The sequence below is a fragment of the Paenibacillus sp. MBLB1832 genome (assembly GCF_032271945.1).
In the GTDB taxonomy this organism is placed as follows: Bacteria; Bacillota; Bacilli; order Paenibacillales; family NBRC-103111; genus Paenibacillus_E; species Paenibacillus_E roseopurpureus.
Genome location: NZ_CP130319.1, coordinates 714,997 through 734,046 on the forward strand (window position 1 = coordinate 714,997; position 19,050 = coordinate 734,046).

Sequence of the window (19,050 nt, forward strand, 5' to 3'; positions counted from 1 at the left end):
TCAGAGTCTTATTGGCCGTCGGGGCCTCCGAGGCTCCCAAATTGGTTAAGCCTCCCACATGCGCTTCCGATACACCGAAGGCGCCGCTCCGCTCCATTTGTGAAACTGCTTCGAGAAGTAGAGTGCATCATTGAATCCGACGGAGGAGGCGACCTGATCGATCGTCATGGCGGTTTGCAGCAGCTGCTTGGCCCGTTCCATGCGGATGTTGAATAAATATTGCATCGGCGATAAGCCAGTGGCTTGTTTGAACATTTTGCACAGATAGGTACGATGGTAGCCCAGGCTGTTAGCCAGATGCTCGATGGACACCGACTGGGTGTATTGAAGCTCCAGGTAACGGATGGCTTGTCCAACCTGGCGCTGGATATCGGTTTCTGCGATGGGCTTCGCCGAAATTTTCGTGGTGTTGGCACGAGCGAGCTCGCGAAGCAGCAGACGCAGCCAGCCTTCGGCCTCCAATTCTTCTAATTGGGGCAGATCATTTTGACGGAAGCAGGCACGAATGTGTCGGTAGTAATGCCGAATATGGCGGGGATTATTCCCGGACACGACGGCTTGCTCTGGCGTAACACCGATTTGCGCCAACAGTGAGTTCACGGTTTTGCCCGTGCAGGCGACCCAAGCATACTGCCAGGGTGTATGGAGATCAGCGATGTACGAGAATAATTCGCCTGGAAAAATGACGAACGTATCTCCCGCCTTGCAGCTGTAGCTGCGCCCTCTCATTTCGAATGTGCCTGTACCTGCAAAGACCGTGTGAATTAAGAAGTAGTCATGAACGGCGGGGCCCATTTTATGTAAAGGAATTGGGTTGCCAGCCCCACTGAATAGGATGGTTAAGTCAAGATTGCTGTGAAGCGGGTTAATGCTGACTTCGAAATAGGAATGTTCTGGATTCATTGACAGCCTCGTAAGGAGTATGACTTTATTTAAAGCGTACCCTATAAAACTACAAATGTCCATATTGACGTTGCTTCAATCCATATGCTTCCAATCGTGCCTGCGATATAGTAAAGCTATGAAAGCAGATTGCCATTTGGAGGAGATTACCACATGTCCAGGATTACTTTTTTAGGTGCTGGAAGCACCGTTTTTGCCAAAAATGTACTCGGTGATTGTATGCTTACCCCCGCGCTGCAAGGCTTTGAAATCGCTCTCTTCGACATCGATCATGAACGGTTGCAGGATTCAGCCAATATGCTGAATAACCTGAAGCAAACGAGTGGAAGCACTTGTACGATTACGGCGTATACGGATCGTAAAGAAGCACTTCGCGGCGCGAAATATGTGGTGAATGCGATCCAAGTAGGTGGCTATGATCCATGTACGATTACGGATTTTGAAATTCCGAAGAAGTATGGCTTGCGCCAAACGATTGCGGATACGGTGGGGATTGGCGGGATTTTCCGAAACTTGCGGACGATTCCGGTGATGTTGGATTTTGCTGCCGATATTCGCGAGGTGTGTCCAGACGCACTGTTCCTGAACTATACGAATCCAATGGCGGTCTTAACGAATGTGATGAACACGTATGGCGGTGTGCGTACGGTGGGCTTGTGTCATAGTGTTCAGGTGTGTGTGCCGCATCTATTTGAACATCTGGGGATTGATCAGTCGGGTGTGAAGGCGAAAATCGCAGGGATTAACCATATGGCCTGGCTGCTTGAGGTATCCAAAGATGGGGTGGATCTGTACCCAGAAATTAAGAAACGTGCGGCCGAGAAGCAAAAAGAGAAGCATGGCGATATGGTCCGCTATGAAATGATGCTGAAATTCGGCTTCTATATTACGGAATCTTCAGAGCACAATGCGGAGTACCATCCGTATTTCATTAAACGCAATTATCCAGAGCTTGTTGATCGGTTCAATATCCCGCTGGATGAATATCCACGCCGCTGCGTTGAGCAAATTAGCCGTTGGAAAAAGATGCGCGAGGAACTTGTCAATGATGTGAATCTGACGCATGTGCGCTCGCATGAATATGCGTCGTATATTTTCGAAGCGATTGAGACGAATGTGCCGTTCAAAATTGGCGGCAATGTCATGAATACAGGCTTAATCACGAACTTACCGCGCGAAGCTTGTGTGGAAGTGCCTTGTCTGGTTGACCGCAACGGGGTGACACCAACGTTCGTTGGTGATTTGCCTCCGCAATTGGCGGCGCTCAACCGTACGAATATTAACACGCAGCTGCTGACCATTGAAGCGGCGATCACGCGGAAGCGCGAGCATATTTATCACGCGGCGATGCTGGATCCGCATACATCCGCAGAGTTATCGATGGACGATATCGTCGCGATGTGCGATGAGTTAATTGAAGCGCATGGCGATTGGCTGCCAGCGTATAAGTAAGAGGAAAGCCGTGGGGAGATGGTGCCCACGGCTTTTTGTATGCTCGGGTAGGGTACTTACCCGCCGAACGCGTCGCGAAACGCGTTATTCAAGGTCTCCAATTCGACGTTCCATATGGGGGCGATCTCGGGGCCAACATGCTCGTCAAACCAGTCGGCCAATACCCGACGGTTGCTGCCATTTTCGACGATGAAGGGGAGATTGAGCATAACTTTTTTCACATAAATGGCCTCGGCGGCATCGATTTGCTCGGCGGAGAGCCACACTTTCAGGCGCTTAATCGTGCGATACAATTCTTTGCTGCAAGCCCTGCGGATGGCACGAGCGTTGGGATAAAGCTGTTTGTGTCGTTCATTTTGTTTTTGGTACACCATGCTGGGATCGACGCTCCTCTCTCTGTTATGTGTATGCACAGAGAGGGCGGGGAGCGACTAGAGACAGGTACCTATAGCGCCCAAGTTACGAACAAATCAATAGACTTGAATGTAGCCGATCATTGGACCATTGTGGGCCATGTCCGTATGCGTCATGCAGATGAGGCGGTAGGTGCCTTCTTGATTCGCAGTGAAATGAACGATCGTTTCTTTGCCTTTCTTCACTTCGCCGGAAACATTCAGTCCTTCAATGAGAAAAGGGTGGCTGTCGCCATTAATGCCTAAGATGCTGAGCTTAATGCGCTCACCCTTGCGCACAACGATGGTGCCAGGATCCCAGCGGTAAGCTTCAATCGTTTTTCCATCGGCTGTGGTGGACTTGAATTCTCCGGCGACCAAGTGAATGGTGCGTTCAGCGACAGGCTCCGCTAGCGTGGGGAGGATGCTGTCACGATGCAGATAGAGCCATCCGATCATAATGAGTAATAATGCAGCAGCTAGCTGAAACACATGCTTGCGCTTAATAATCCATATTCGGGACATAGGGTCCGCCTCCTGTACAAGGGTCTTGTACATCTTATGCGGAGGCTTGTCAGCGCATGAATGGCTTTAACAGCCTACCACCATGTGGTTGGGTAGGCGGAGCGGGTTGCCCGGTGGTAGCCGAGGGCAACAAGCACGATCAGCGCTGCGCCGAGCAGCACCGGCGTGAGCAGGAAGCTCCAGCCTGCGCCGGTGAGCATCACGAGCAGCGGGTCGGCGCCTGCAGGCGGATGCAGCGTGCGCGTCAGCTGCATGAGCGTGATGGCGGCGCCGACCGCCAGGGCGAGGCTCCACGTGTGCACGCCGAAGGCGGAGAGGGCGCAGAGCCCGACGAGCGTGCTGAGCACGTGGCCGCCGATGAGGCTGCGAGGCTGAGCGAGCGGGCTCTGTGGGAGAGCGAAGGCGATGACGTAGGAGGCGCCGAAGGGGGCCATCAGCAGCGAGATGCGGGCGGCATCGCCGAGCAAGCTGCAGGCGAGGATGGCGATGAAGCCGCCGTATCGGCCTATCGCTTGGATTTGGGGATTGTGCCGCGGGACCCCAAGGTGCGGCATCTTGCTTTTACCCCTTTGCTCCAAGATGAATTGGTATGGGTTGGGGCTCCTGCGCTAGTGGGGCTAGTGGAAAGTGAAGGCTGGGAGGCTGTCTCGCAAACGCAGGTCATCAGCTTCGGCAGCCGCTGCATTTACCAGACGTTCGCCTCTCGGGCGCTGGCGGATAAAGGGATAGGGGCATTTACAAAGATGGGGTTCGATAGCACGGAAATGCTCAAACAAACGATGATGTGCGGGATGGGGATCTCGTTATTGCCCGTCACCTCGGTACAAAAGGAACTTCCTGCGGGTACGCTGCGCCGTGTTGAGTCGGAACCACCCATGCCCTTGGAGCATGGGCTTATTCACCGCGTTGGCAAAGATTTAAGTGCACCTGTGGAAGCATGCAAGGCGCATATCCAGGCGTATTTTGGCAAGGAGCTGCATAGAAGTAGAGGATAAGAGCCTGTCTATGATAAAATGAAAGACAATGAGTTTTTCATATGAAAAGAGGGTAACGAATGTTGAGTGATTTGATTCACAATGTTTTGGTCTTTTTGGAAGGCCTGGGCTATTGGGGGATTTTTCTCGGCTTAATGATGGAAATTATTCCGAACGAATTGCTGCTCGCGTACGCTGGGTATTTGGTTTCCAATGGCCAAATTAACTTTGTTGGCGCTATGGTCTGTGCGGTTCTTGGCGGCACATTGGCCCAAATCGTGCTGTACTGGATTGGCCGCTACGGCGGCAGGCCTTTTCTGGAAAAATACGGGAAATACTTGCTCATTTCTAAGCATCATATCGATGTGTCGGAGAGCTGGTTCAACCGGTACGGGATGGGCATGATTTTCACCGCAAGATTCATTCCAGTTGTACGGCACGCAATCTCACTGCCAGCTGGAATGGCGAAGATGCCTTTAGGCAAATTTTCCTTGTACACCGCACTAGCACTCGTCCCATACTCTTTCTTGTATATTTATTTGGGCATGAAGCTCAAGGACAACTGGGAGACGATCGGCGAGTATGCGGGGCCGTATATTAAGCCTCTGATTCTAGCTGCGATTGGGCTGACGATTCTGTATGTCGGGTATCAAGTTTATTTGAAAAGAAAAACGAAAATGTAGTTGCTGATGATTTGGCGGTTTCGTTTGCTTTTGTTACAATGAAGAAGAAGTTGGATGATCTTGGGAGGATGAAAACGATGAGTACAAATCTAGCTAGTAAGCTGCGCACGGGCCTTAAGCCGCAACAGTTTATCGATGGTATGGAGAAAAATAAAGAGCAATTCCTAGCGTATTACGATGGTTTCGCTTGGGATAATGAAGAGGATAAGGAATATTTCGATTCTCTCAATAATCGTGATGACCTTCGTTGTGTCATTATTGCAGCTGACTGGTGCGGAGACGTTGTTCGCAATGTGCCTGTCGTTTTCAAAGCTTTGGAAAACAGCGGCGTACCGACCGAAGTATTGATTATTGAGCAAAACTATGACGTGATCGATCAGTTCCTGACAGGCGGCGGACGCGCGATTCCGATCGTTGTGTTCACAGATACAGGCGGTTTCGTGCTTGGACATTGGGGACCACGTCCGAAGAACGTGCAAGCGGTTATGACACAGTTCAAGAAAGACAATCCAGATCGCGAAGCGGCTGATTATAATGAGAAAATTCAAGTAGCCAGAGCCGAAATGGCGCGTCAGTATGGCGAAGGTAACGGTTACCATGCTGTTATTGTGAAGGAACTTCGTTCACTGATCGAATCGTTCTAAAAGAGAGGCATCACGATGATTAACATTCAATCTTTCGTCTTGGGACCCGTGCAGACCAATGCTTACCTGCTATCGAATCCAGAGACGAATCAAGGTATCATTATCGATCCGGGGATGAATCCGAAATCGTTGATCAAGAAGATTGCCGACATGGATATCGTGGCGATTCTGCTCACGCATGCGCACTTTGATCATATCGGCGGCGTTGACGAGATTCGTAAGCTTAAAGGCTGTCCCGTGTATATTCATGATTTGGAAGCCGATTGGCTGACGAATCCGAAGAAGAACGGTTCTGCGCGCTGGCCCGATCTCGGCGCACCAATTGTGACAGATCCAGCGGAATTCGCGCTGGATGAGGGACAAACACTGGAGTTTCTGGGCATCCAGCTCAAGGTGTTTCACACGCCGGGCCATTCTCCTGGCAGTGTGAGCTTCTTGTATGATAATCACCTGTTCGGCGGTGATGTGTTGTTCAAGCTATCAGTCGGTCGGACCGACTTGCTCGGCGGCGACCACAACACACTGCTCGACTCCATTCAGGACAAGTTGTTCCTGCTGGATGACGAGGTCATCGTGTACCCTGGACACGGCGCTAAGACAACGATCGGCTTCGAGCGTGAGAACAACCCATACGTGTAAGGTAGAACCGCTCCCTCTGATGAGAGAGCGGTTCTTTTTTGCGTGGCAGAGGAGCGGGAGATAGTCGAAATAATCGACTAACGCGAGAGGAAATGGGCGGATTGGCGGGAGATAGTCGAAACAATCGACTATCTCCTGGAGAATTGCGCGAGTGGCTTGTTCGCCCAAGATATTTAACCATTTTATTGATGAACTGGGTGTTTACCGTGTGCAAGGTAGGTGCTTCCCCATAGACTGATGTTGTAAGCAATTCACCTATCAGCTACTTCACCCTGCCAGTTGTAGAGCGATGTAGTCAGCTTGTAGCCATCTCAGTAGGACAATAAAAATGGAGGTGCCCACTTATGGAATATGTAAAAGTTCCGAATTACCCTGTAATGCCGATGCCAATGCCAACCCCAATGCCTGCCCCAATGCCAACTCCGCTTCCTGCACCAGCGCCAATTATGCAACAACCTGCACATGACATTCACTTGCATGCATCGTACCAACAAACACAATTCATCTACCCGAAACCCGTTCACACAGCAGCAGTTGTTGCTCATACGCCAAATATGTCAGCAGCAAGCATTCTGGTCCTCTTCATTCTACTCGTTATTATTACGAGAGGCATTTGCAAGTATTAATTCGACAAGCCAGCGGACGGTTCCAAAAAGAGGCGATCCCACAAGACTTCGGTCTTGGCGGGAGTGCTTCTTTTTAGTTTGTGGCATGAAAACCGCAAAGTAGCGGTATTTTTGCACAAGATAGCATCACTTTTGAAAGCGCACTCTTGGTATGCTGAGAGCAATAACAAGCAGGGAGATGAAGCGATTGTTGAAAGTAGCGATTATCGGAGCTGGCGCGATTTCGAGGGCGCACATTGAAGCGTATTTACAATTTCCAGAGCGGTGCACGATTGTTGCAATAAGTGATATTTACGAGGATAAGGCGCAGGAGCGGATTGATCAATTCCAGCTAAATGCGCGTTCGATCAAGGATTACAAGGAATTACTCCAGGAGGAGATTGACCTCGTATCGATCTGTACGCCGCCCTATACGCATGCTTCGTTGGCGGTGGAATTCATGGAGGCTGGCGCGCATGTGATGGTTGAGAAGCCGATGGCTTCCTCTCTCGAAGAATGCGACTTGATGAATGCGGCCGCACAGCGGACAGGCAAGCTGCTCTCGGTTGTGGCCCAGAACCGATTCAAGACGCCGATGATGAAAATGAAATCGGTGCTGGAGAGCGGCCTCATGGGCAACATCGTCCATGTGCAGGTGGACTCCTTCTGGTGGCGCGGCCACTGTTACTATGACCTCTGGTGGCGGGGCACATGGGAGAAGGAAGGCGGCGGCCCAACGCTGAACCATGCGGTGCATCATATCGACGCGCTGCTGTGGATGATGGGCAGCCCGACAGAGGTGCAAGCGTTCATGAGCAACGTGTCGCACGACAACGCCGAGGTCGAAGACCTTTCGATTGGCATGCTGCGCTATGCGAATGGCGCATTAGGTCAAATCACGAGCTCGGTTGTTCATCATGGCGAGGAGCAACAGTTGATTTTTCAAGGTGCGAAAGCGCGAGTCTCGGCACCGTGGAAGGTGAAGGCGTCGAACTCGACGTCAAATGGTTTTCCAGAACCAAACACGGAGCTGGAAGAGGAGCTGCAAGCTTTGTACAGCAACTTGCCAGATGTCACCTACGAAGGCCATGCAGGCCAAATCGACAATGTGCTGAGTGCGATCGAAACGGGAGAGGCATTGCTGATCGATGGGATCAGCGGTCGTCAAACGTTGGAGCTCATCACGGGGATCTACAAATCAGCGAGCACAGGAGAGCTGGTGAAACTCCCGCTAACCGCAGCGGATTCGTTCTATACGAGAGACGGTGTGATGGCGAATGCGACGCATTTTTATGAGAAAAGTGCATCGATTGAAAATTTTGCCCCACAGAATATAACAACGGGCAACTCATATAAATAACGATAGGAAGACTGACCATAATGCAAAAAAACGATGGCATGAATTACGCTCCACAAGGAAGCTTTAAAACAGTTTGTCAGCCAGGAGAGTTCGTGATCGCAGCGTCTGCGGTGGATCACGGTCATATTTATGGGATGTGCAATGGGCTGCGGGAAGCGGGCGGGGAGTTGAAATGGGTGTATGATCCAGACCCAGCCAACGTCGATAAATTCCTCAGCACGTACCCAGGCGTGCGGGCAGCAAGTTCGCTGGAGGAGATTCTGTAGGATGCTGAGGTGAAATTCTTTGCGATCGCGGTCCACTGGGGCTGCGCGTGATGGATAGCGGCAAGGATTATTTCACGGACAAGGCCCCTTTCACAACGCTGGAGCAGCTCGAAGCAGCTCGCGCCAAGTATGCGACGTTCGAGGATTTCGGTGACAACGGGGCAACGGGTTATTTCCGCGTCGATTGGATGACGCCAGATGGGCTCAGCACATGGGGTGATGGCCGCATGACGATTCTCGGCAGCGACGGCTATATGGAGCTGCGCAAATACGTCGACATCGCCTGGAGCAAACGAGTGACCACGTGTATCTGGCTTGGATTGCTTGAATCGCACGGAGATTGCGATGACGCAAGAGCATGCGTTCAAAGCAGCGGAGCTGTGCCTGATTGCGCAGCGGGATGCGATGAGAATTACCGCGACCGAATAAGGCCGGCGTCCAGCTGCTGCTTCTGCCATTGTTTGCGGTATTGATGTGGCGTGACGCCGACGTGGCTTTTGAACATTTTACAAAAATAGGAGCAGTTCGTTACCCCAATAGCCTCACCAATATGAGCCACGGGTTGATCGGTTGATGTGAGCAGCTTGATCGCTTGCTGAAGCCGAAGGGCAGTTACATAGTCAGAAATACTAGTGCCTGTACACTCCGTAAATAGATGGGACAAGTGGTAGGGTGACAGGTGCAGGTCCGCTGACATAAGCTCTAACCGCAAGGGCTCGGTGTAATGGGCCTCCAACCAGCTTAATATGCGCTCGGCTTGGTGAGTTTTCCGAGTCGGGCCTGAACGAATCTGCCCTTCCTGCTGCTCCCACAGCGGCATGAAGCTACGGAAGAAAGCGACGAGAAAGAGGGAGAATTCCTCAAGCTCGTCTTTTTTATTTAAGGAAATCAGCTTGGTTTCTAAGCTCTCGAAGAGGGAGTGAAACTGATCCTCCTCACCCAGCCCATAAAGGCAAGGGGCGTGCAACGTGCTGGTTTGGATATGTTTGAAAAAGGCCAGCAATCGCGGCCAATGCTCGAAGTATAGCTCGTAGAGGGACGGTTCAAAATGGACAATGGACCTCACGAACGGCGTGTCCGGACTCACGTCCATCTGAATGTGGTGCAGTTGATACGGCTGAAACACGCATAGCATGCCGGAGGTGACTTCATAACTTTTCTGATCAATGATGAGCGTCCCTTTTCCCTGATGGACAACGAGGATTTCAAGCCCCTGATGGGCGTGGAACGTTCCCTGAAACTGATCATTTCCAACGCTTGTACGTTTATAGGTAAAATAGAGCGGGCTTTCGTTCAAGCCTACGTTCTGAACATAGGTCATGTCGTCACTTCCTCTCTTGTACAGCCAAAGTATACAGGGAGGAAGCGGGCATGGGCAAGAAATAGGTAGCTAGCCCGTAATGTTAACTATATGCGTGTCCCCAGAGCATCATTTATAATTGGGTTGTTTACTTATTTGTTTTAAGTTTAGTTATTCGCTTTCTTTGCACAATTGTTGGGCGGATTGTTTCAATAAATTTAAAACATATCCAAAGAAAAAGATTGTTATGTAGGACAGCCATTTTATAAGTAGGGTACCTTGCATATATTAATGATTTATGTAGTTCATCTATTTGTCCTTTATCATTCAATAATAAAATAGTATCTTGGTTTTCTTTCACAATCTCATAGATTTTATATGCAGTGAAAATATTTAAATCGCTATAGTATACATCTTGCGCTGGTGTCACATAAGGCAAGAATCTGCACATCCTTTCTTAATTTAGTACAATTAACTCGGTACTACGCGAGCAGTCTAACCTTTTGTAATACACACCTTACTAAAATAGCGTATTTCTCCAAAAAAGTATATTAGTTTTAGGAAATTATATCCGCGATTCCGCATAACCCCCCTTCTCAAGACAAGGGGGGTTATGTTACACTCAACTTGTCTGACAACCTGATAAGTTAACGAAAGAAAGTGGGGCTTCTCATGAAAGTTTCCTTATTTATAACATGCCTAAGCGATGCGATTTATCCGAAGGTCGGCGAAGCGATTGCGCGCCTGTTAGGTCAATACGGCATTATGCTGGAGTTGCCGAAGGTGCAAACGTGCTGCGGTCAGCCTGCTTATAACAGCGGCTACTGGGACGAGGCGAGAGCGACAGCAAAGACGATTCTTACCGCTTTTGAAGATAGTGATTTTGTGATTTCGCCTTCGGGCTCTTGCACGTATATGATTCATCACTACGACAACCTATTTAAGGATGAGCCAGAGTGGCTGGAGAAGGCGAAACAGCTGCAAAGCAAAACGTACGAGTTCACGCAGTTCCTAGTGAATGTCTTACATATAACGGATTTAGGGGCTGTTTTCCCTCATAAAGTCACGTATCACCCCTCCTGCCACGGCAGCAGGCTGCTCGGCGTCAAGGATGAGCCGCTTGCTTTGCTGGGGGATGTGAAGGATTTGGAACTGGTTCCGCTCCCATTTGCCGAGGATTGCTGTGGCTTTGGCGGTACCTTTTCAGTGAAAATGGCGGATATTTCCGGGGCCATGGTACAGGAGAAGGTTGACCATGTGAAGGAAACCGAAGCCGAGGTGCTTGTCGGTCTGGATATGGCCTGCCTGATGAATATTGCGGGCAACCTGCGTTATCGGAATGAGCCAGTGCGCGTCATGCATTTGGCTGAGCTGCTCTATGAAGGGGTGAAGCGCGCATGAGTCACGGGACAATGAAGTCAACAGTGAAGGAACGGGCCGATCTGGCCCTTAATGATGAGTTCCTGCGCAAAGCGGTGAAGTTCACGACTGAGCGTCTGCGCGGCGGCAAGCAGAAGGCAGCGGCAGACCATGGGAACTGGGACGATTGGCGCGAGCGGGGCAGACAGATTCGGCTGCATACGATCGCGCATCTGGACTATTATTTAACGACGTTTGCGAACAATGCGAGAGCGAACGGGGTTCATGTACATTTTGCAGAGACAGATGTGGAAGCTGTGAAAATCTCGCTTGAGATTGCCGCGGCGAAGCAGGCGAAATCGGTCGTTAAATCCAAGTCGATGGTGACGGAGGAGCTTCATCTGAACAAAGCGCTGGCAACGATTGGCGTGGAAGCAATTGAGACGGATTTGGGCGAGTACATCATTCAGCTGGCCGATGAAACACCGTCCCATATTATTATTCCAGCGATTCATAAGAACCGTTACCAAATTGCTGAACTGCTTTCGAAGGATGCTGGGGAAACGTTGGCGCCGGATACGACGATTTTGGCTGGTTTTGTTCGTAAAAAATTAAGAGAGAAATTCCTGGAAGCGGATATCGGCATGACGGGCTGTAATTTTGCCATTGCGGAGAGCGGATCGATGGTCTTGTTCGAAAATGAAGGCAACGCCCGCATGGTCACGACGGTGCCCAAAACGCAAATCACGCTCATGGGGATGGAGCGGATTATCCCGACGTGGGCCGATCTAGAGGTCATGGCAACCTTGCTGCCGCGCTCGGCAACAGGCCAGAAGCTGACCGTGTACATGTCCGGCATCACAGGTCCCCGCAGGGACGTTGACGGCGACGGACCCGATGAGATGCACATCATTATCGTGGACAACGGCCGTTCCCAGCAGCTCGGCGATCCCGAGTTTCAGGAGCTGCTGAACTGTATCCGCTGCGGCGCCTGCTTGAACGCCTGCCCGGTGTACCGCCATATCGGCGGTCATGCTTACGGCGGCACATATAGCGGACCGATCGGCGCGGTGCTCACGCCGGCGCTCAAGAAGAACGTGGGCGAATGGGACGATATCGCCAACGCGTCAAGTCTATGCGGCGCCTGCTATGAGGCGTGCCCTGTCAAGATCCCGCTGCACGACATGCTCGTATCCCTGCGTAGACGGAAGGTCGAAGCAGGCTACGGCGATAAGATCGAGGCCGCGGGTATGAAAGGTTTTGCCGCTGTGATGGGCAAAGCGAAGCGTTATAATGCTGTGCTCAAACTGGGCCAAATCGGCCAGAAGCTTGTTGTTCGTGATGGCGGTATCCGCATCAAGATCGGACCGCTCAAGGGGTGGAATTCGTACCGTGTGACACCGAGCCTGCCGAAGGCATCCTTCCGTGAAGGCTGGAAAACGTTAGAGCAAGAAATTCGCCATGGACTTACGGAGGCCGATCCTGCTATCCAAGCAAGAATGGCAGAAGCGTTGGCAGCACGGGGGAAAAAAGGAGGGCATCATCATGGCTAAACGAGAGATTACGCCTGACTGGCAAGAGAAGTTAATGAAGCTTGATCAGCAATCCTTGGCGGACCAAGAAAGCTTCATGCAAAGCATCGCCCAGAAGCTGGGACGCCCACGTGTCATCGACAAGCCGGCTCATCCGTTCCAAGGCGCCTCCGACAGCTGGAAAGCTTTCGAGTGGACACCAGAGGAACGCGTCGCGAATTTTACGGCTAATTTCCAGGCCGCAGGCGGACACGTTGTGAAAGTTGCTTCCATGGAAGAGGCGAAAACGACCATTACAGAGCTCGTGGAAACGTTGAGTGTGAAGCGAATTATCCACCAGGATCAGGCGGAGCTTCACAGTTTGGAACTGGCCGAAGCGCTGCCCGAGGTGGATCTGGCGGTTTGGAACACCGATGAGGACACGAACTGGAAGGCCAGCGCAGCGAATGCGGATCTCGGCATCGTGCTCGCTGACTACGCGGCGGCTTACACAGGGTCCCTAACTGTGCTATCATCGAAAGAAAAAGGTAGATCCGTGAGCTTACTCCCAGGAGCCTTGATCGTCTTGCTGCCGATCGAGAGATTGAAAACGAGACTCGGCGAAATTCTCGCCCCGATCGATCTCATCGCGAGAAAGGACCTGCCCGCAGGTATTCACTTCATCTCGGGTCCGAGCCGTTCGGCGGACATTGAGAACGATTTGACGATCGGTGTGCATGGTCCAGGGATTGTTCACGTGTTACTTATCGGATAGAAGAGGTAATCTGATGGAAGTTAATAAGCTTCAGAAGCAGAATCACTATGATGAAATCGCCCAGCAAATCAAGGCCATGATCGTGCAAGGGCAATTGAAGATGGGCGATAAGCTCCCCTCTACCAAAGAACTGTCCGAGCGTTTTGGCGTTGGACGCTCGACGATGAGGGAGGCCCTCAGCGCGTTGAAGGCGATGGGCCTTATCGAGATTCGCCAAGGTGGCGCTTGCCGCGTCATTCGTCAGTCGCCCGCGGAGGTTTCCTTACCCGAATGGACATCACTGAAGATGAATCGAACGACACTGCTCGAGCTTATGGAAGTAAGGCAATCGCTGGAGATTTCGATCGCGGCGCTGGCCGCGAAGAAGCGGACTCAGCAGGATTTGGCCCAATTGCAGCTCATTATGCAGGATATGGAGAACGCGATCCTGGACGATGCAGAGGGCGAAAGAACGGACCTGGCCTTCCATGAACAGCTCGTGCAAGCCACACATAATGCAATCATGGTGCAGACTTGCGACTCGATCCGCAACGCCATGGAAATGATGATTCGCGATATCCGTCGTGCGGAGCTGTATGCGAATCAGGAAGTGGCTGTCCAGCTTTTGAAGGAACATAAAGTGATTTATGAAGCCATCGTCAATGGCGATCCTGTTCGAGCTACCCAAGCGATGCGCGAGCATTTGGAGCATGTGGAAAGTATTTTGATCAAATATATCTAAGTTTCATTCAGACCCCAAGAAAGCTTAATTCCTGTCAAATGCCAGCTGGCAAATGAGTGGAGTTAAGCTTTTATGCGTAAACACATGTTGTTAATGTACAAGCCCCGTGCTTTCAATTTTCACATGCGTTTCTACTTTGAAAGTCACCTCGGGATACACCGATTGCCAATGGGCATAATCCGCTTCTTTGCCGAAGTATTGACCCAAATAATGGAGGCCGAAGCCGTAAGGGTCAACCCCAGCATTTCTGATCTTATAGAGGAGGGCTTCCACGCGCTCGTTGACGTGTTTCTCCAGCAGACGCTGAACCTCCTTGGTATTCACATTCAATCTAGCTTGCTCGATGATGCCTTTGAGGTTGAGCGTCATCTTTACGACAGGAATCTCGTCATGCGAAATTGAGATGTTCCGATGTACACCTGAGACGTAAAAGGAAAGAGGCTCATCCTCGTACGTAATCGGGATCCCCGCTCTACTGAACTCATTCGCACTCATGTTATACAGCTGTGTTTCAGCTGGCGTGAGGACGAGTCGTTGTTTCATTTTATCCAATAGCGCTAAGTGCTCTACCACATAAGAATCGCCGTCAAAGCTAACAACAGGCAGGTAAGGGTCCATCCCCTTCTCTTTGAATCGGCGGAAGCTATCGAATAACGGTTCGGTTACCGTGTAAGGAGAGACGGTCCCCTCTTTGCCGAAGGTGAGAAAGAAGGAATTACCCGCCAAGCGCTCGGTCGTTGGATTCGAGGCAAGCAGCTTGCTTGCGCTGGGCTCGGCAACTGCCGTATAGGAAATTAGCTGAATATCCCGCCTTCTGCTTAGCCAATTCATAGGCTCATTCATCGTTTCCTTCACGAGACTGTCCCCGAAAAGAAAGACGCGGCAATGGCCGAAATCAATCTCTTTGTCCACGTGCGCTTTGAGATTTCGAACCGCTTCCGCAATGTTCTCTGCTTCTTGGCGCTCGATTTGGCTTTCGGCTAAGCCCTCGCCGACTTTAGAAGCCGGGATCGCTAGCCGGAGGGTCACGAGGTACGGTTTGTCCTTCTTCCCCGTCCAATCGATGCCCATGGCAACGACGAAGAACCGTTTATCAATATCTTTAAACCCGCATCCGCCGAGGAGCGTGCTTGTGAGGATGAGCGCGAGCAAGAGGATTATGAATCTCATCATAGGGATGGTAGTCCCTCCCTTTAGTTGTCCGAGTTATGAAGCATCGTGGAAGCCGTTTCTGGCTTTTTCTGTTTGTGAACGAAATACATCAACAAGCCCAGGAAAATGAACTCAACGCCGAAGCGCAGGATGAGCCACATTTTTGAAATAATCTGACTCTGCTCCAGTGAAGTGAAGCGCATGAATGCAAAGGAAATCCCGCCAATGGCCACAGCCAGCCACACATTAATCGCGGGGACAGGATCTTCCTCAACCGCGGTTGCGCGATGAAGCGAATATCGGATCAACATAATCGTTGTGTGCCAGGTGTTCATGATGAATAAGAGAGACAAGCCCGTGAATAGCAGCAGGAAGACGAACAACACGCGATTGATGAACCCATAATCCGTAATGATCGAATCAGCCGTCATGCTCCAAAGAAACACATAATCCTGGACACCAACCGTGCCATGAAAACCAATCGGTACACAGAAGGTAATGGCCAAAAAGAAGACGCCAAACAAAGGGACAACCCAGCGATAGCGGAATCGAAACCCCTCTGGATGCAAGCGATTCGTGATCGTAAGGCTGAGATAGCCAGAGAAAACAAAGGTTGCAGCTGCGATCGTCGTAAACGAAGGCGGCTGATTGACATACCCAATGACATAGCGGATCGCATCCCAGTTAAGGTGCTCGTTAAAAACCGCTTTAAGGATAAACAATATTAGTAAGGGGGCGCTGAGCAGCATCATCACTTCGTGGATGAATTGAACCGAACGTGTCGAACGACTGCAAGCCCAAATCGCAGCACCCGTCATGAGAAGCAGATTTAAATACCGGTTCATGTCAGGGTAGAAGAACATGCGAACGGTTTCGGAATACGAATAGATGACGATGACGCCTGCAGGGAGCCAGAGCACGATGCCATCGAATAAAATGAGCGATTGAGCGAGCCATTTCGGCAAATGGCGATCACATAATTCTGGAAAGCCAAGGCCAGGCATTTTCTCGAAGCAAGCCATCGTGCACAGTGATAAAAAGCTGCCGATGACCATAGCGATCAGCATGCCCGAAATAGCACCGTGAAACCGTTCTCGGATGAGCAGTGAGGGCACAAACAACATGATATTAATCATGCCGACATAGAGCACATGGTAATACAGATAGCGACTCATGTCTTATCTGCCCCTTTCCCGAGATGATGCAACTTCGCTTCCTGTTTCGGTTTGTAAAAGGCTAAGTAAGGCTGACCAAAGCTTCGGATGTTGCACCAATACGCGATGAGGACGAAGAACAGCACAACGACGCCGAGCAACCCATAGAAAATGGACGCGATGACGAATATATACTTCACGAAGCGAATGGAATAGCCGAAGCCGTTATTCGGAATGACGAAGTTAGAGATGGCAACGACTGAGGTGACGATAATCATAATGGAGCTGACCAAACCAGCTTGCTGAATCGCTTGACCTAGAATGAGTCCGCCGACCGTAGTTGCGGTAGAGCCGATATAGCGCGGCAATCGAAGACTAGCTTCGTTCAAGGCTTCAATCATGAATAACATGATGAACACTTCAACGAAGGAAGGATATGGGACAACAACACGGCTTCCCGCGATCGATAATGTCAATTGGACACGCAGAACCTCGGGATTATACGAGACGATGGCGATATAAAGGGCGGGAAGCGTGATCGTCAGAAACATGGCAAAATATCTAAGTATGAGCAGGAACTTGCTCATCCAATATGATTCATAGTCATCATCCATCGCATGCAGGAAATCGAATAACCGCACGGGCAAAATAAGCCCAAATCGGCTGCCGTCTTGTAGAAGCGCAACTTTTCCTTTCTCCAGCATGGATGCAATGCGATCAGGCCTCTCGGTTTGAAGAATTATAGGGAAGAAGCGGTGCCTTCGCCCCGAAAGCAGCTGCACGAGCTGCCCAGAAGCTTGGAGTATCTGGGTATGCAGCTTGTCCAAGCGTGTGTTCAGCAGTCTGAGCACTTCACTGTTAACCAAATTCTTGTCGTACAGCACACTGACGCGGGTTCTTGAAATATCGCCGAGCGTATATTGTTCCACACATAGAGATGGCGCGTTATAACGGACACGAACAAGACTGAGGTTCATATCCAAATCTTCCGTTAGTGCTGACTGCGGTCCTTGCAGGGCAATCTCTACTTGAACGGTATCGGGCTTGTCCTGAAATTTCCGCTGTACATCGTACCGGAACACCTGATCTTCGATTTGGAGGAGGGCTGCTCCTTTGAGCAGCAATCGGGTCCATAGCTCGGGCTGATCAGCGACACTGAAAGCAGGACTGGCGGTAATCATGCGATCGAATTCTTCGGGATTGAAGCAATAGGAGAAGGGAACGGTTAACCCGTTTTTGATCAAATTAAGATCACAGAGGGATGGGAAGTAACACAATTCCATTTGCATATAGCCATTGTCTAAGGTGTCATGAAAGAGATCGGCTGGGCTGTTCATTTCTGCAAGGATCTGTGTTATCATCCCATTTCCTCCATTTCCCATTGTGGTGACCATGCGGGTTAGCGTGCCCTAAATGGGGGAGAAACATACGATGCATATAATAGATGATTAACGAATCGCATCTCGTAGATAGGTATCAAGATGAGATCTGTGGGTGTAAGAGGGTTGTAATTCTGGTTGGAAAAACTGATACGTGTTCCGCCCTTGTGCTTTGGCTGCATACATGGCAAGGTCGGCGTTCCTTAGGAGAAGTTCAGGTGATTCGCCGTCATGCGGATAGCTGGCAATTCCCATATTCGTAGAGACATAAATATCGCCATCCTCCATGTGGAACGGAATCTCTAACAACGCAATAATACGATTAGCGAGCTCCTGAATGCTTTCCGTATTTCCGCGTGGAAGCAAGATGACAAATTCATCTCCGCTTAGCCTAGAAACGAAGCCATGTGCAGGCAGGGCAGTCGCAATCAGAGCGGCGAATTTTTGTAAAATGTGGTCACCCGCATGATGTCCGAAGGAGTCATTAATCCATTTGAAGCGATAAATATCTAAGAAAATGACACCGACCGATTCCTCACGCTCCCTTGCACAATCTAAAGCAGCTTGAAATTGCTGATGAAATTGATTCCGATTCGGCAAGCCTGTCAAATGATCGAAATAAGCAAGCTGATGAATGCGTTCCTCTGATTGTCGGATCTCGGTTAAATCGCGGATATAGGCGGTATAGATCGTTTTATTTCGAAAAACAAAGTGCGTAATGATCATTTCCGCTGGAAATGACGTTCGATCGGCGCGATATGCAGTGACTTCTAAACGTTTGCCGATGAGCGAGGATGATTTGTTGGCTAGTTGTTCATATAACAACGAGGCTTCTTGTCCATTCAGATGATCGGGAAAAAGGAGATCGAAGATCGTAAGATGGAGCGCTTCTATGCGTGTGTAACCGAATAAAGCTTGAGCAGCGGGATTGAATTCAATGATCCAGCCCTGCGATTTAAACATAAAGATCCCATCGATCGCTGATTCGAGAATGGAGGCCTTGAGGGCGATTTGCTCAGCGAGTCGCCGATCGACGGTTAACGAGCGAAAGATGCTCTTATTTTCAGATGAAGAAATGTTGCGAGCTAGTCGAAAGGCCGTGTAGGAGGCCAGCAGCGCAAAACATAACAGAAGCGCGACGAGAAAGACAAGTGAATGTTCTGTTAGTAAATGATGCATAAAAGCGGCCCCCTCAATTGGCAAAAAAGTCATGCTTACATATGTAAAAAGGGGACCATCCCGAATAAAGGATGATC

General features: G+C 50.3%; 22 protein-coding genes and 1 pseudogene. 13 read left to right on the plus strand and 10 right to left on the minus strand.

Going from position 1 to position 19,050, the window contains the following annotated elements:
* Positions 1 to 45 precede the first annotated feature (45 nt).
* Positions 46 to 903 (minus strand): helix-turn-helix transcriptional regulator, encoded by an 858-nt coding sequence (locus MJB10_RS03340; protein WP_314801719.1) that lies wholly within the window; start codon positions 901 to 903, stop codon positions 46 to 48.
* Positions 904 to 1,056: 153 nt separating this feature from the next.
* Between MJB10_RS03340 and melA the strand changes: the two genes are divergently transcribed.
* Positions 1,057 to 2,355 (plus strand): alpha-glucosidase/alpha-galactosidase, encoded by a 1,299-nt coding sequence (gene melA / locus MJB10_RS03345; protein ID WP_314801721.1) that lies wholly within the window; start codon positions 1,057 to 1,059, stop codon positions 2,353 to 2,355.
* Between the two features lie 56 nt (positions 2,356 to 2,411).
* Here melA and MJB10_RS03350 read toward each other — a convergent pair whose 3' ends face one another.
* The 3 genes from MJB10_RS03350 to MJB10_RS03360 all read right to left on the minus strand — a co-directional run bounded on the left by MJB10_RS03350 (position 2,412) and on the right by MJB10_RS03360 (position 3,826).
* Positions 2,412 to 2,729: a dehydrogenase gene (locus tag MJB10_RS03350; RefSeq protein ID WP_314801723.1), complete on the minus strand. Its 318-nt coding sequence runs from the start codon at positions 2,727 to 2,729 to the stop codon at positions 2,412 to 2,414.
* A gap of 96 nt (positions 2,730 to 2,825) precedes the next feature.
* Entirely contained in the window at positions 2,826 to 3,272 is a 447-nt protein-coding gene (locus MJB10_RS03355; RefSeq protein WP_314801725.1) for a cupredoxin domain-containing protein, read from the minus strand.
* A gap of 74 nt (positions 3,273 to 3,346) precedes the next feature.
* Positions 3,347 to 3,826 carry an HPP family protein gene (locus tag MJB10_RS03360; RefSeq protein ID WP_314801727.1) on the minus strand — a complete coding sequence of 160 codons (480 nt, stop codon included), beginning with the start codon at positions 3,824 to 3,826 and terminating at the stop codon, positions 3,347 to 3,349.
* Between MJB10_RS03360 and MJB10_RS03365 the strand changes: the two genes are divergently transcribed.
* The 8 genes and pseudogenes from MJB10_RS03365 to MJB10_RS03400 all read left to right on the plus strand — a co-directional run bounded on the left by MJB10_RS03365 (position 3,818) and on the right by MJB10_RS03400 (position 8,872).
* Positions 3,818 to 4,267 (plus strand): substrate-binding domain-containing protein, encoded by a 450-nt coding sequence (locus MJB10_RS03365; protein ID WP_314801729.1) that lies wholly within the window; start codon positions 3,818 to 3,820, stop codon positions 4,265 to 4,267. The two genes, MJB10_RS03360 and MJB10_RS03365, sit on opposite strands and share 9 nt — an antisense overlap.
* A gap of 59 nt (positions 4,268 to 4,326) precedes the next feature.
* The gene (locus tag MJB10_RS03370) at positions 4,327 to 4,929 is read left to right on the plus strand and encodes a DedA family protein (RefSeq protein ID WP_314801730.1); all 603 of its coding nucleotides are present in this window, start codon (positions 4,327 to 4,329) and stop codon (positions 4,927 to 4,929) included.
* 77 nt (positions 4,930 to 5,006) lie between these two features.
* Positions 5,007 to 5,573 (plus strand): thioredoxin family protein, encoded by a 567-nt coding sequence (locus MJB10_RS03375; RefSeq protein WP_314801731.1) that lies wholly within the window; start codon positions 5,007 to 5,009, stop codon positions 5,571 to 5,573.
* Between the two features lie 15 nt (positions 5,574 to 5,588).
* Positions 5,589 to 6,212, plus strand: coding sequence for an MBL fold metallo-hydrolase (locus MJB10_RS03380; RefSeq protein ID WP_314801733.1), 624 nt, complete (start codon positions 5,589 to 5,591; stop codon positions 6,210 to 6,212).
* 38 nt (positions 6,213 to 6,250) lie between these two features.
* Positions 6,251 to 6,445 (plus strand): hypothetical protein, encoded by a 195-nt coding sequence (locus MJB10_RS03385; protein WP_314801735.1) that lies wholly within the window; start codon positions 6,251 to 6,253, stop codon positions 6,443 to 6,445.
* Positions 6,446 to 6,556: 111 nt separating this feature from the next.
* Positions 6,557 to 6,838: a hypothetical protein gene (locus tag MJB10_RS03390; protein WP_314801737.1), complete on the plus strand. Its 282-nt coding sequence runs from the start codon at positions 6,557 to 6,559 to the stop codon at positions 6,836 to 6,838.
* Between the two features lie 187 nt (positions 6,839 to 7,025).
* Positions 7,026 to 8,177: a Gfo/Idh/MocA family protein gene (locus MJB10_RS03395; protein ID WP_314805460.1), complete on the plus strand. Its 1,152-nt coding sequence runs from the start codon at positions 7,026 to 7,028 to the stop codon at positions 8,175 to 8,177.
* Between the two features lie 20 nt (positions 8,178 to 8,197).
* Positions 8,198 to 8,872 (plus strand): annotated as a pseudogene (locus tag MJB10_RS03400) (hypothetical protein).
* On the opposite strand, the gene MJB10_RS03405 reads toward MJB10_RS03400, so the two are convergent.
* The gene (locus tag MJB10_RS03405) at positions 8,856 to 9,764 is read right to left on the minus strand and encodes an AraC family transcriptional regulator (protein ID WP_314801739.1); all 909 of its coding nucleotides are present in this window, start codon (positions 9,762 to 9,764) and stop codon (positions 8,856 to 8,858) included. The pseudogene MJB10_RS03400 and the gene MJB10_RS03405 overlap by 17 nt on opposite strands.
* Before the next feature lie 127 nt (positions 9,765 to 9,891).
* Positions 9,892 to 10,182 carry a hypothetical protein gene (locus MJB10_RS03410; protein ID WP_314801741.1) on the minus strand — a complete coding sequence of 97 codons (291 nt, stop codon included), beginning with the start codon at positions 10,180 to 10,182 and terminating at the stop codon, positions 9,892 to 9,894.
* Between the two features lie 233 nt (positions 10,183 to 10,415).
* Here MJB10_RS03410 and MJB10_RS03415 point away from each other — a divergent pair, with 233 nt between their 5' ends.
* Genes MJB10_RS03415 through MJB10_RS03430 form a run of 4 tightly spaced genes read left to right on the plus strand, consistent with a single transcriptional unit; the run spans position 10,416 to position 14,109 of the window.
* The gene (locus MJB10_RS03415) at positions 10,416 to 11,144 is read left to right on the plus strand and encodes a (Fe-S)-binding protein (protein ID WP_314801743.1); all 729 of its coding nucleotides are present in this window, start codon (positions 10,416 to 10,418) and stop codon (positions 11,142 to 11,144) included.
* Positions 11,141 to 12,655, plus strand: a complete 1,515-nt coding sequence (locus tag MJB10_RS03420; protein WP_314801745.1) for a LutB/LldF family L-lactate oxidation iron-sulfur protein — start codon at positions 11,141 to 11,143, stop codon at positions 12,653 to 12,655. Before MJB10_RS03415 ends, MJB10_RS03420 begins: the two co-directional genes overlap by 4 nt.
* Complete coding sequence (locus MJB10_RS03425) at positions 12,648 to 13,388, plus strand: LutC/YkgG family protein (protein WP_314801746.1); 741 nt, start codon at positions 12,648 to 12,650, stop codon at positions 13,386 to 13,388. Before MJB10_RS03420 ends, MJB10_RS03425 begins: the two co-directional genes overlap by 8 nt.
* 13 nt (positions 13,389 to 13,401) lie before the next feature.
* A complete protein-coding gene (locus MJB10_RS03430; RefSeq protein WP_314801748.1) occupies positions 13,402 to 14,109 on the plus strand; it encodes a FadR/GntR family transcriptional regulator in 708 nt (235 codons plus the stop codon).
* Positions 14,110 to 14,199: 90 nt separating this feature from the next.
* On the opposite strand, the gene MJB10_RS03435 is transcribed toward MJB10_RS03430, so the two are convergent.
* The 4 genes from MJB10_RS03435 to MJB10_RS03450 all read right to left on the minus strand — a co-directional run bounded on the left by MJB10_RS03435 (position 14,200) and on the right by MJB10_RS03450 (position 18,973).
* Positions 14,200 to 15,282 carry a Ger(x)C family spore germination protein gene (locus MJB10_RS03435; RefSeq protein WP_314801750.1) on the minus strand — a complete coding sequence of 361 codons (1,083 nt, stop codon included), beginning with the start codon at positions 15,280 to 15,282 and terminating at the stop codon, positions 14,200 to 14,202.
* Positions 15,283 to 15,302: 20 nt separating this feature from the next.
* On the minus strand, positions 15,303 to 16,436 hold the full coding sequence (locus tag MJB10_RS03440; protein WP_314801752.1) for a hypothetical protein: 1,134 nt from the start codon (positions 16,434 to 16,436) through the stop codon (positions 15,303 to 15,305).
* A complete protein-coding gene (locus MJB10_RS03445) occupies positions 16,433 to 17,776 on the minus strand; it encodes a spore germination protein (protein ID WP_314801754.1) in 1,344 nt (447 codons plus the stop codon). Before MJB10_RS03445 ends, MJB10_RS03440 begins: the two co-directional genes overlap by 4 nt.
* A gap of 87 nt (positions 17,777 to 17,863) precedes the next feature.
* Positions 17,864 to 18,973, minus strand: a complete 1,110-nt coding sequence (locus MJB10_RS03450) for a sensor domain-containing diguanylate cyclase (protein ID WP_314801757.1) — start codon at positions 18,971 to 18,973, stop codon at positions 17,864 to 17,866.
* Positions 18,974 to 19,050 lie beyond the last annotated feature (77 nt).

Excerpts from the sequence above, each read along its gene's own strand:
- MJB10_RS03340 (WP_314801719.1), bottom strand. The coding sequence starts at position 903 with ATGAATCCAGAACATTCCTATTTCGAAGTCAGCATTAACCCGCTTCAC.
- MJB10_RS03405 (WP_314801739.1), bottom strand. The coding sequence starts at position 9,764 with ATGACCTATGTTCAGAACGTAGGCTTGAACGAAAGCCCGCTCTATTTT.
- MJB10_RS03350 (WP_314801723.1), bottom strand. The coding sequence starts at position 2,729 with ATGGTGTACCAAAAACAAAATGAACGACACAAACAGCTTTATCCCAAC.
- MJB10_RS03375 (WP_314801731.1), top strand. The coding sequence starts at position 5,007 with ATGAGTACAAATCTAGCTAGTAAGCTGCGCACGGGCCTTAAGCCGCAA.
- MJB10_RS03450 (WP_314801757.1), bottom strand. The coding sequence starts at position 18,973 with ATGCATCATTTACTAACAGAACATTCACTTGTCTTTCTCGTCGCGCTT.
- MJB10_RS03435 (WP_314801750.1), bottom strand. The coding sequence starts at position 15,282 with ATGATGAGATTCATAATCCTCTTGCTCGCGCTCATCCTCACAAGCACG.
- MJB10_RS03355 (WP_314801725.1), bottom strand. The coding sequence starts at position 3,272 with ATGTCCCGAATATGGATTATTAAGCGCAAGCATGTGTTTCAGCTAGCT.
- MJB10_RS03440 (WP_314801752.1), bottom strand. The coding sequence starts at position 16,436 with ATGAGTCGCTATCTGTATTACCATGTGCTCTATGTCGGCATGATTAAT.
- MJB10_RS03425 (WP_314801746.1), top strand. The coding sequence starts at position 12,648 with ATGGCTAAACGAGAGATTACGCCTGACTGGCAAGAGAAGTTAATGAAG.
- MJB10_RS03415 (WP_314801743.1), top strand. The coding sequence starts at position 10,416 with ATGAAAGTTTCCTTATTTATAACATGCCTAAGCGATGCGATTTATCCG.
- melA (WP_314801721.1), top strand. The coding sequence starts at position 1,057 with ATGTCCAGGATTACTTTTTTAGGTGCTGGAAGCACCGTTTTTGCCAAA.
- MJB10_RS03360 (WP_314801727.1), bottom strand. The coding sequence starts at position 3,826 with ATGCCGCACCTTGGGGTCCCGCGGCACAATCCCCAAATCCAAGCGATA.
- MJB10_RS03390 (WP_314801737.1), top strand. The coding sequence starts at position 6,557 with ATGGAATATGTAAAAGTTCCGAATTACCCTGTAATGCCGATGCCAATG.
- MJB10_RS03445 (WP_314801754.1), bottom strand. The coding sequence starts at position 17,776 with ATGATAACACAGATCCTTGCAGAAATGAACAGCCCAGCCGATCTCTTT.
- MJB10_RS03380 (WP_314801733.1), top strand. The coding sequence starts at position 5,589 with ATGATTAACATTCAATCTTTCGTCTTGGGACCCGTGCAGACCAATGCT.
- MJB10_RS03430 (WP_314801748.1), top strand. The coding sequence starts at position 13,402 with ATGGAAGTTAATAAGCTTCAGAAGCAGAATCACTATGATGAAATCGCC.
- MJB10_RS03420 (WP_314801745.1), top strand. The coding sequence starts at position 11,141 with ATGAGTCACGGGACAATGAAGTCAACAGTGAAGGAACGGGCCGATCTG.
- MJB10_RS03370 (WP_314801730.1), top strand. The coding sequence starts at position 4,327 with ATGTTGAGTGATTTGATTCACAATGTTTTGGTCTTTTTGGAAGGCCTG.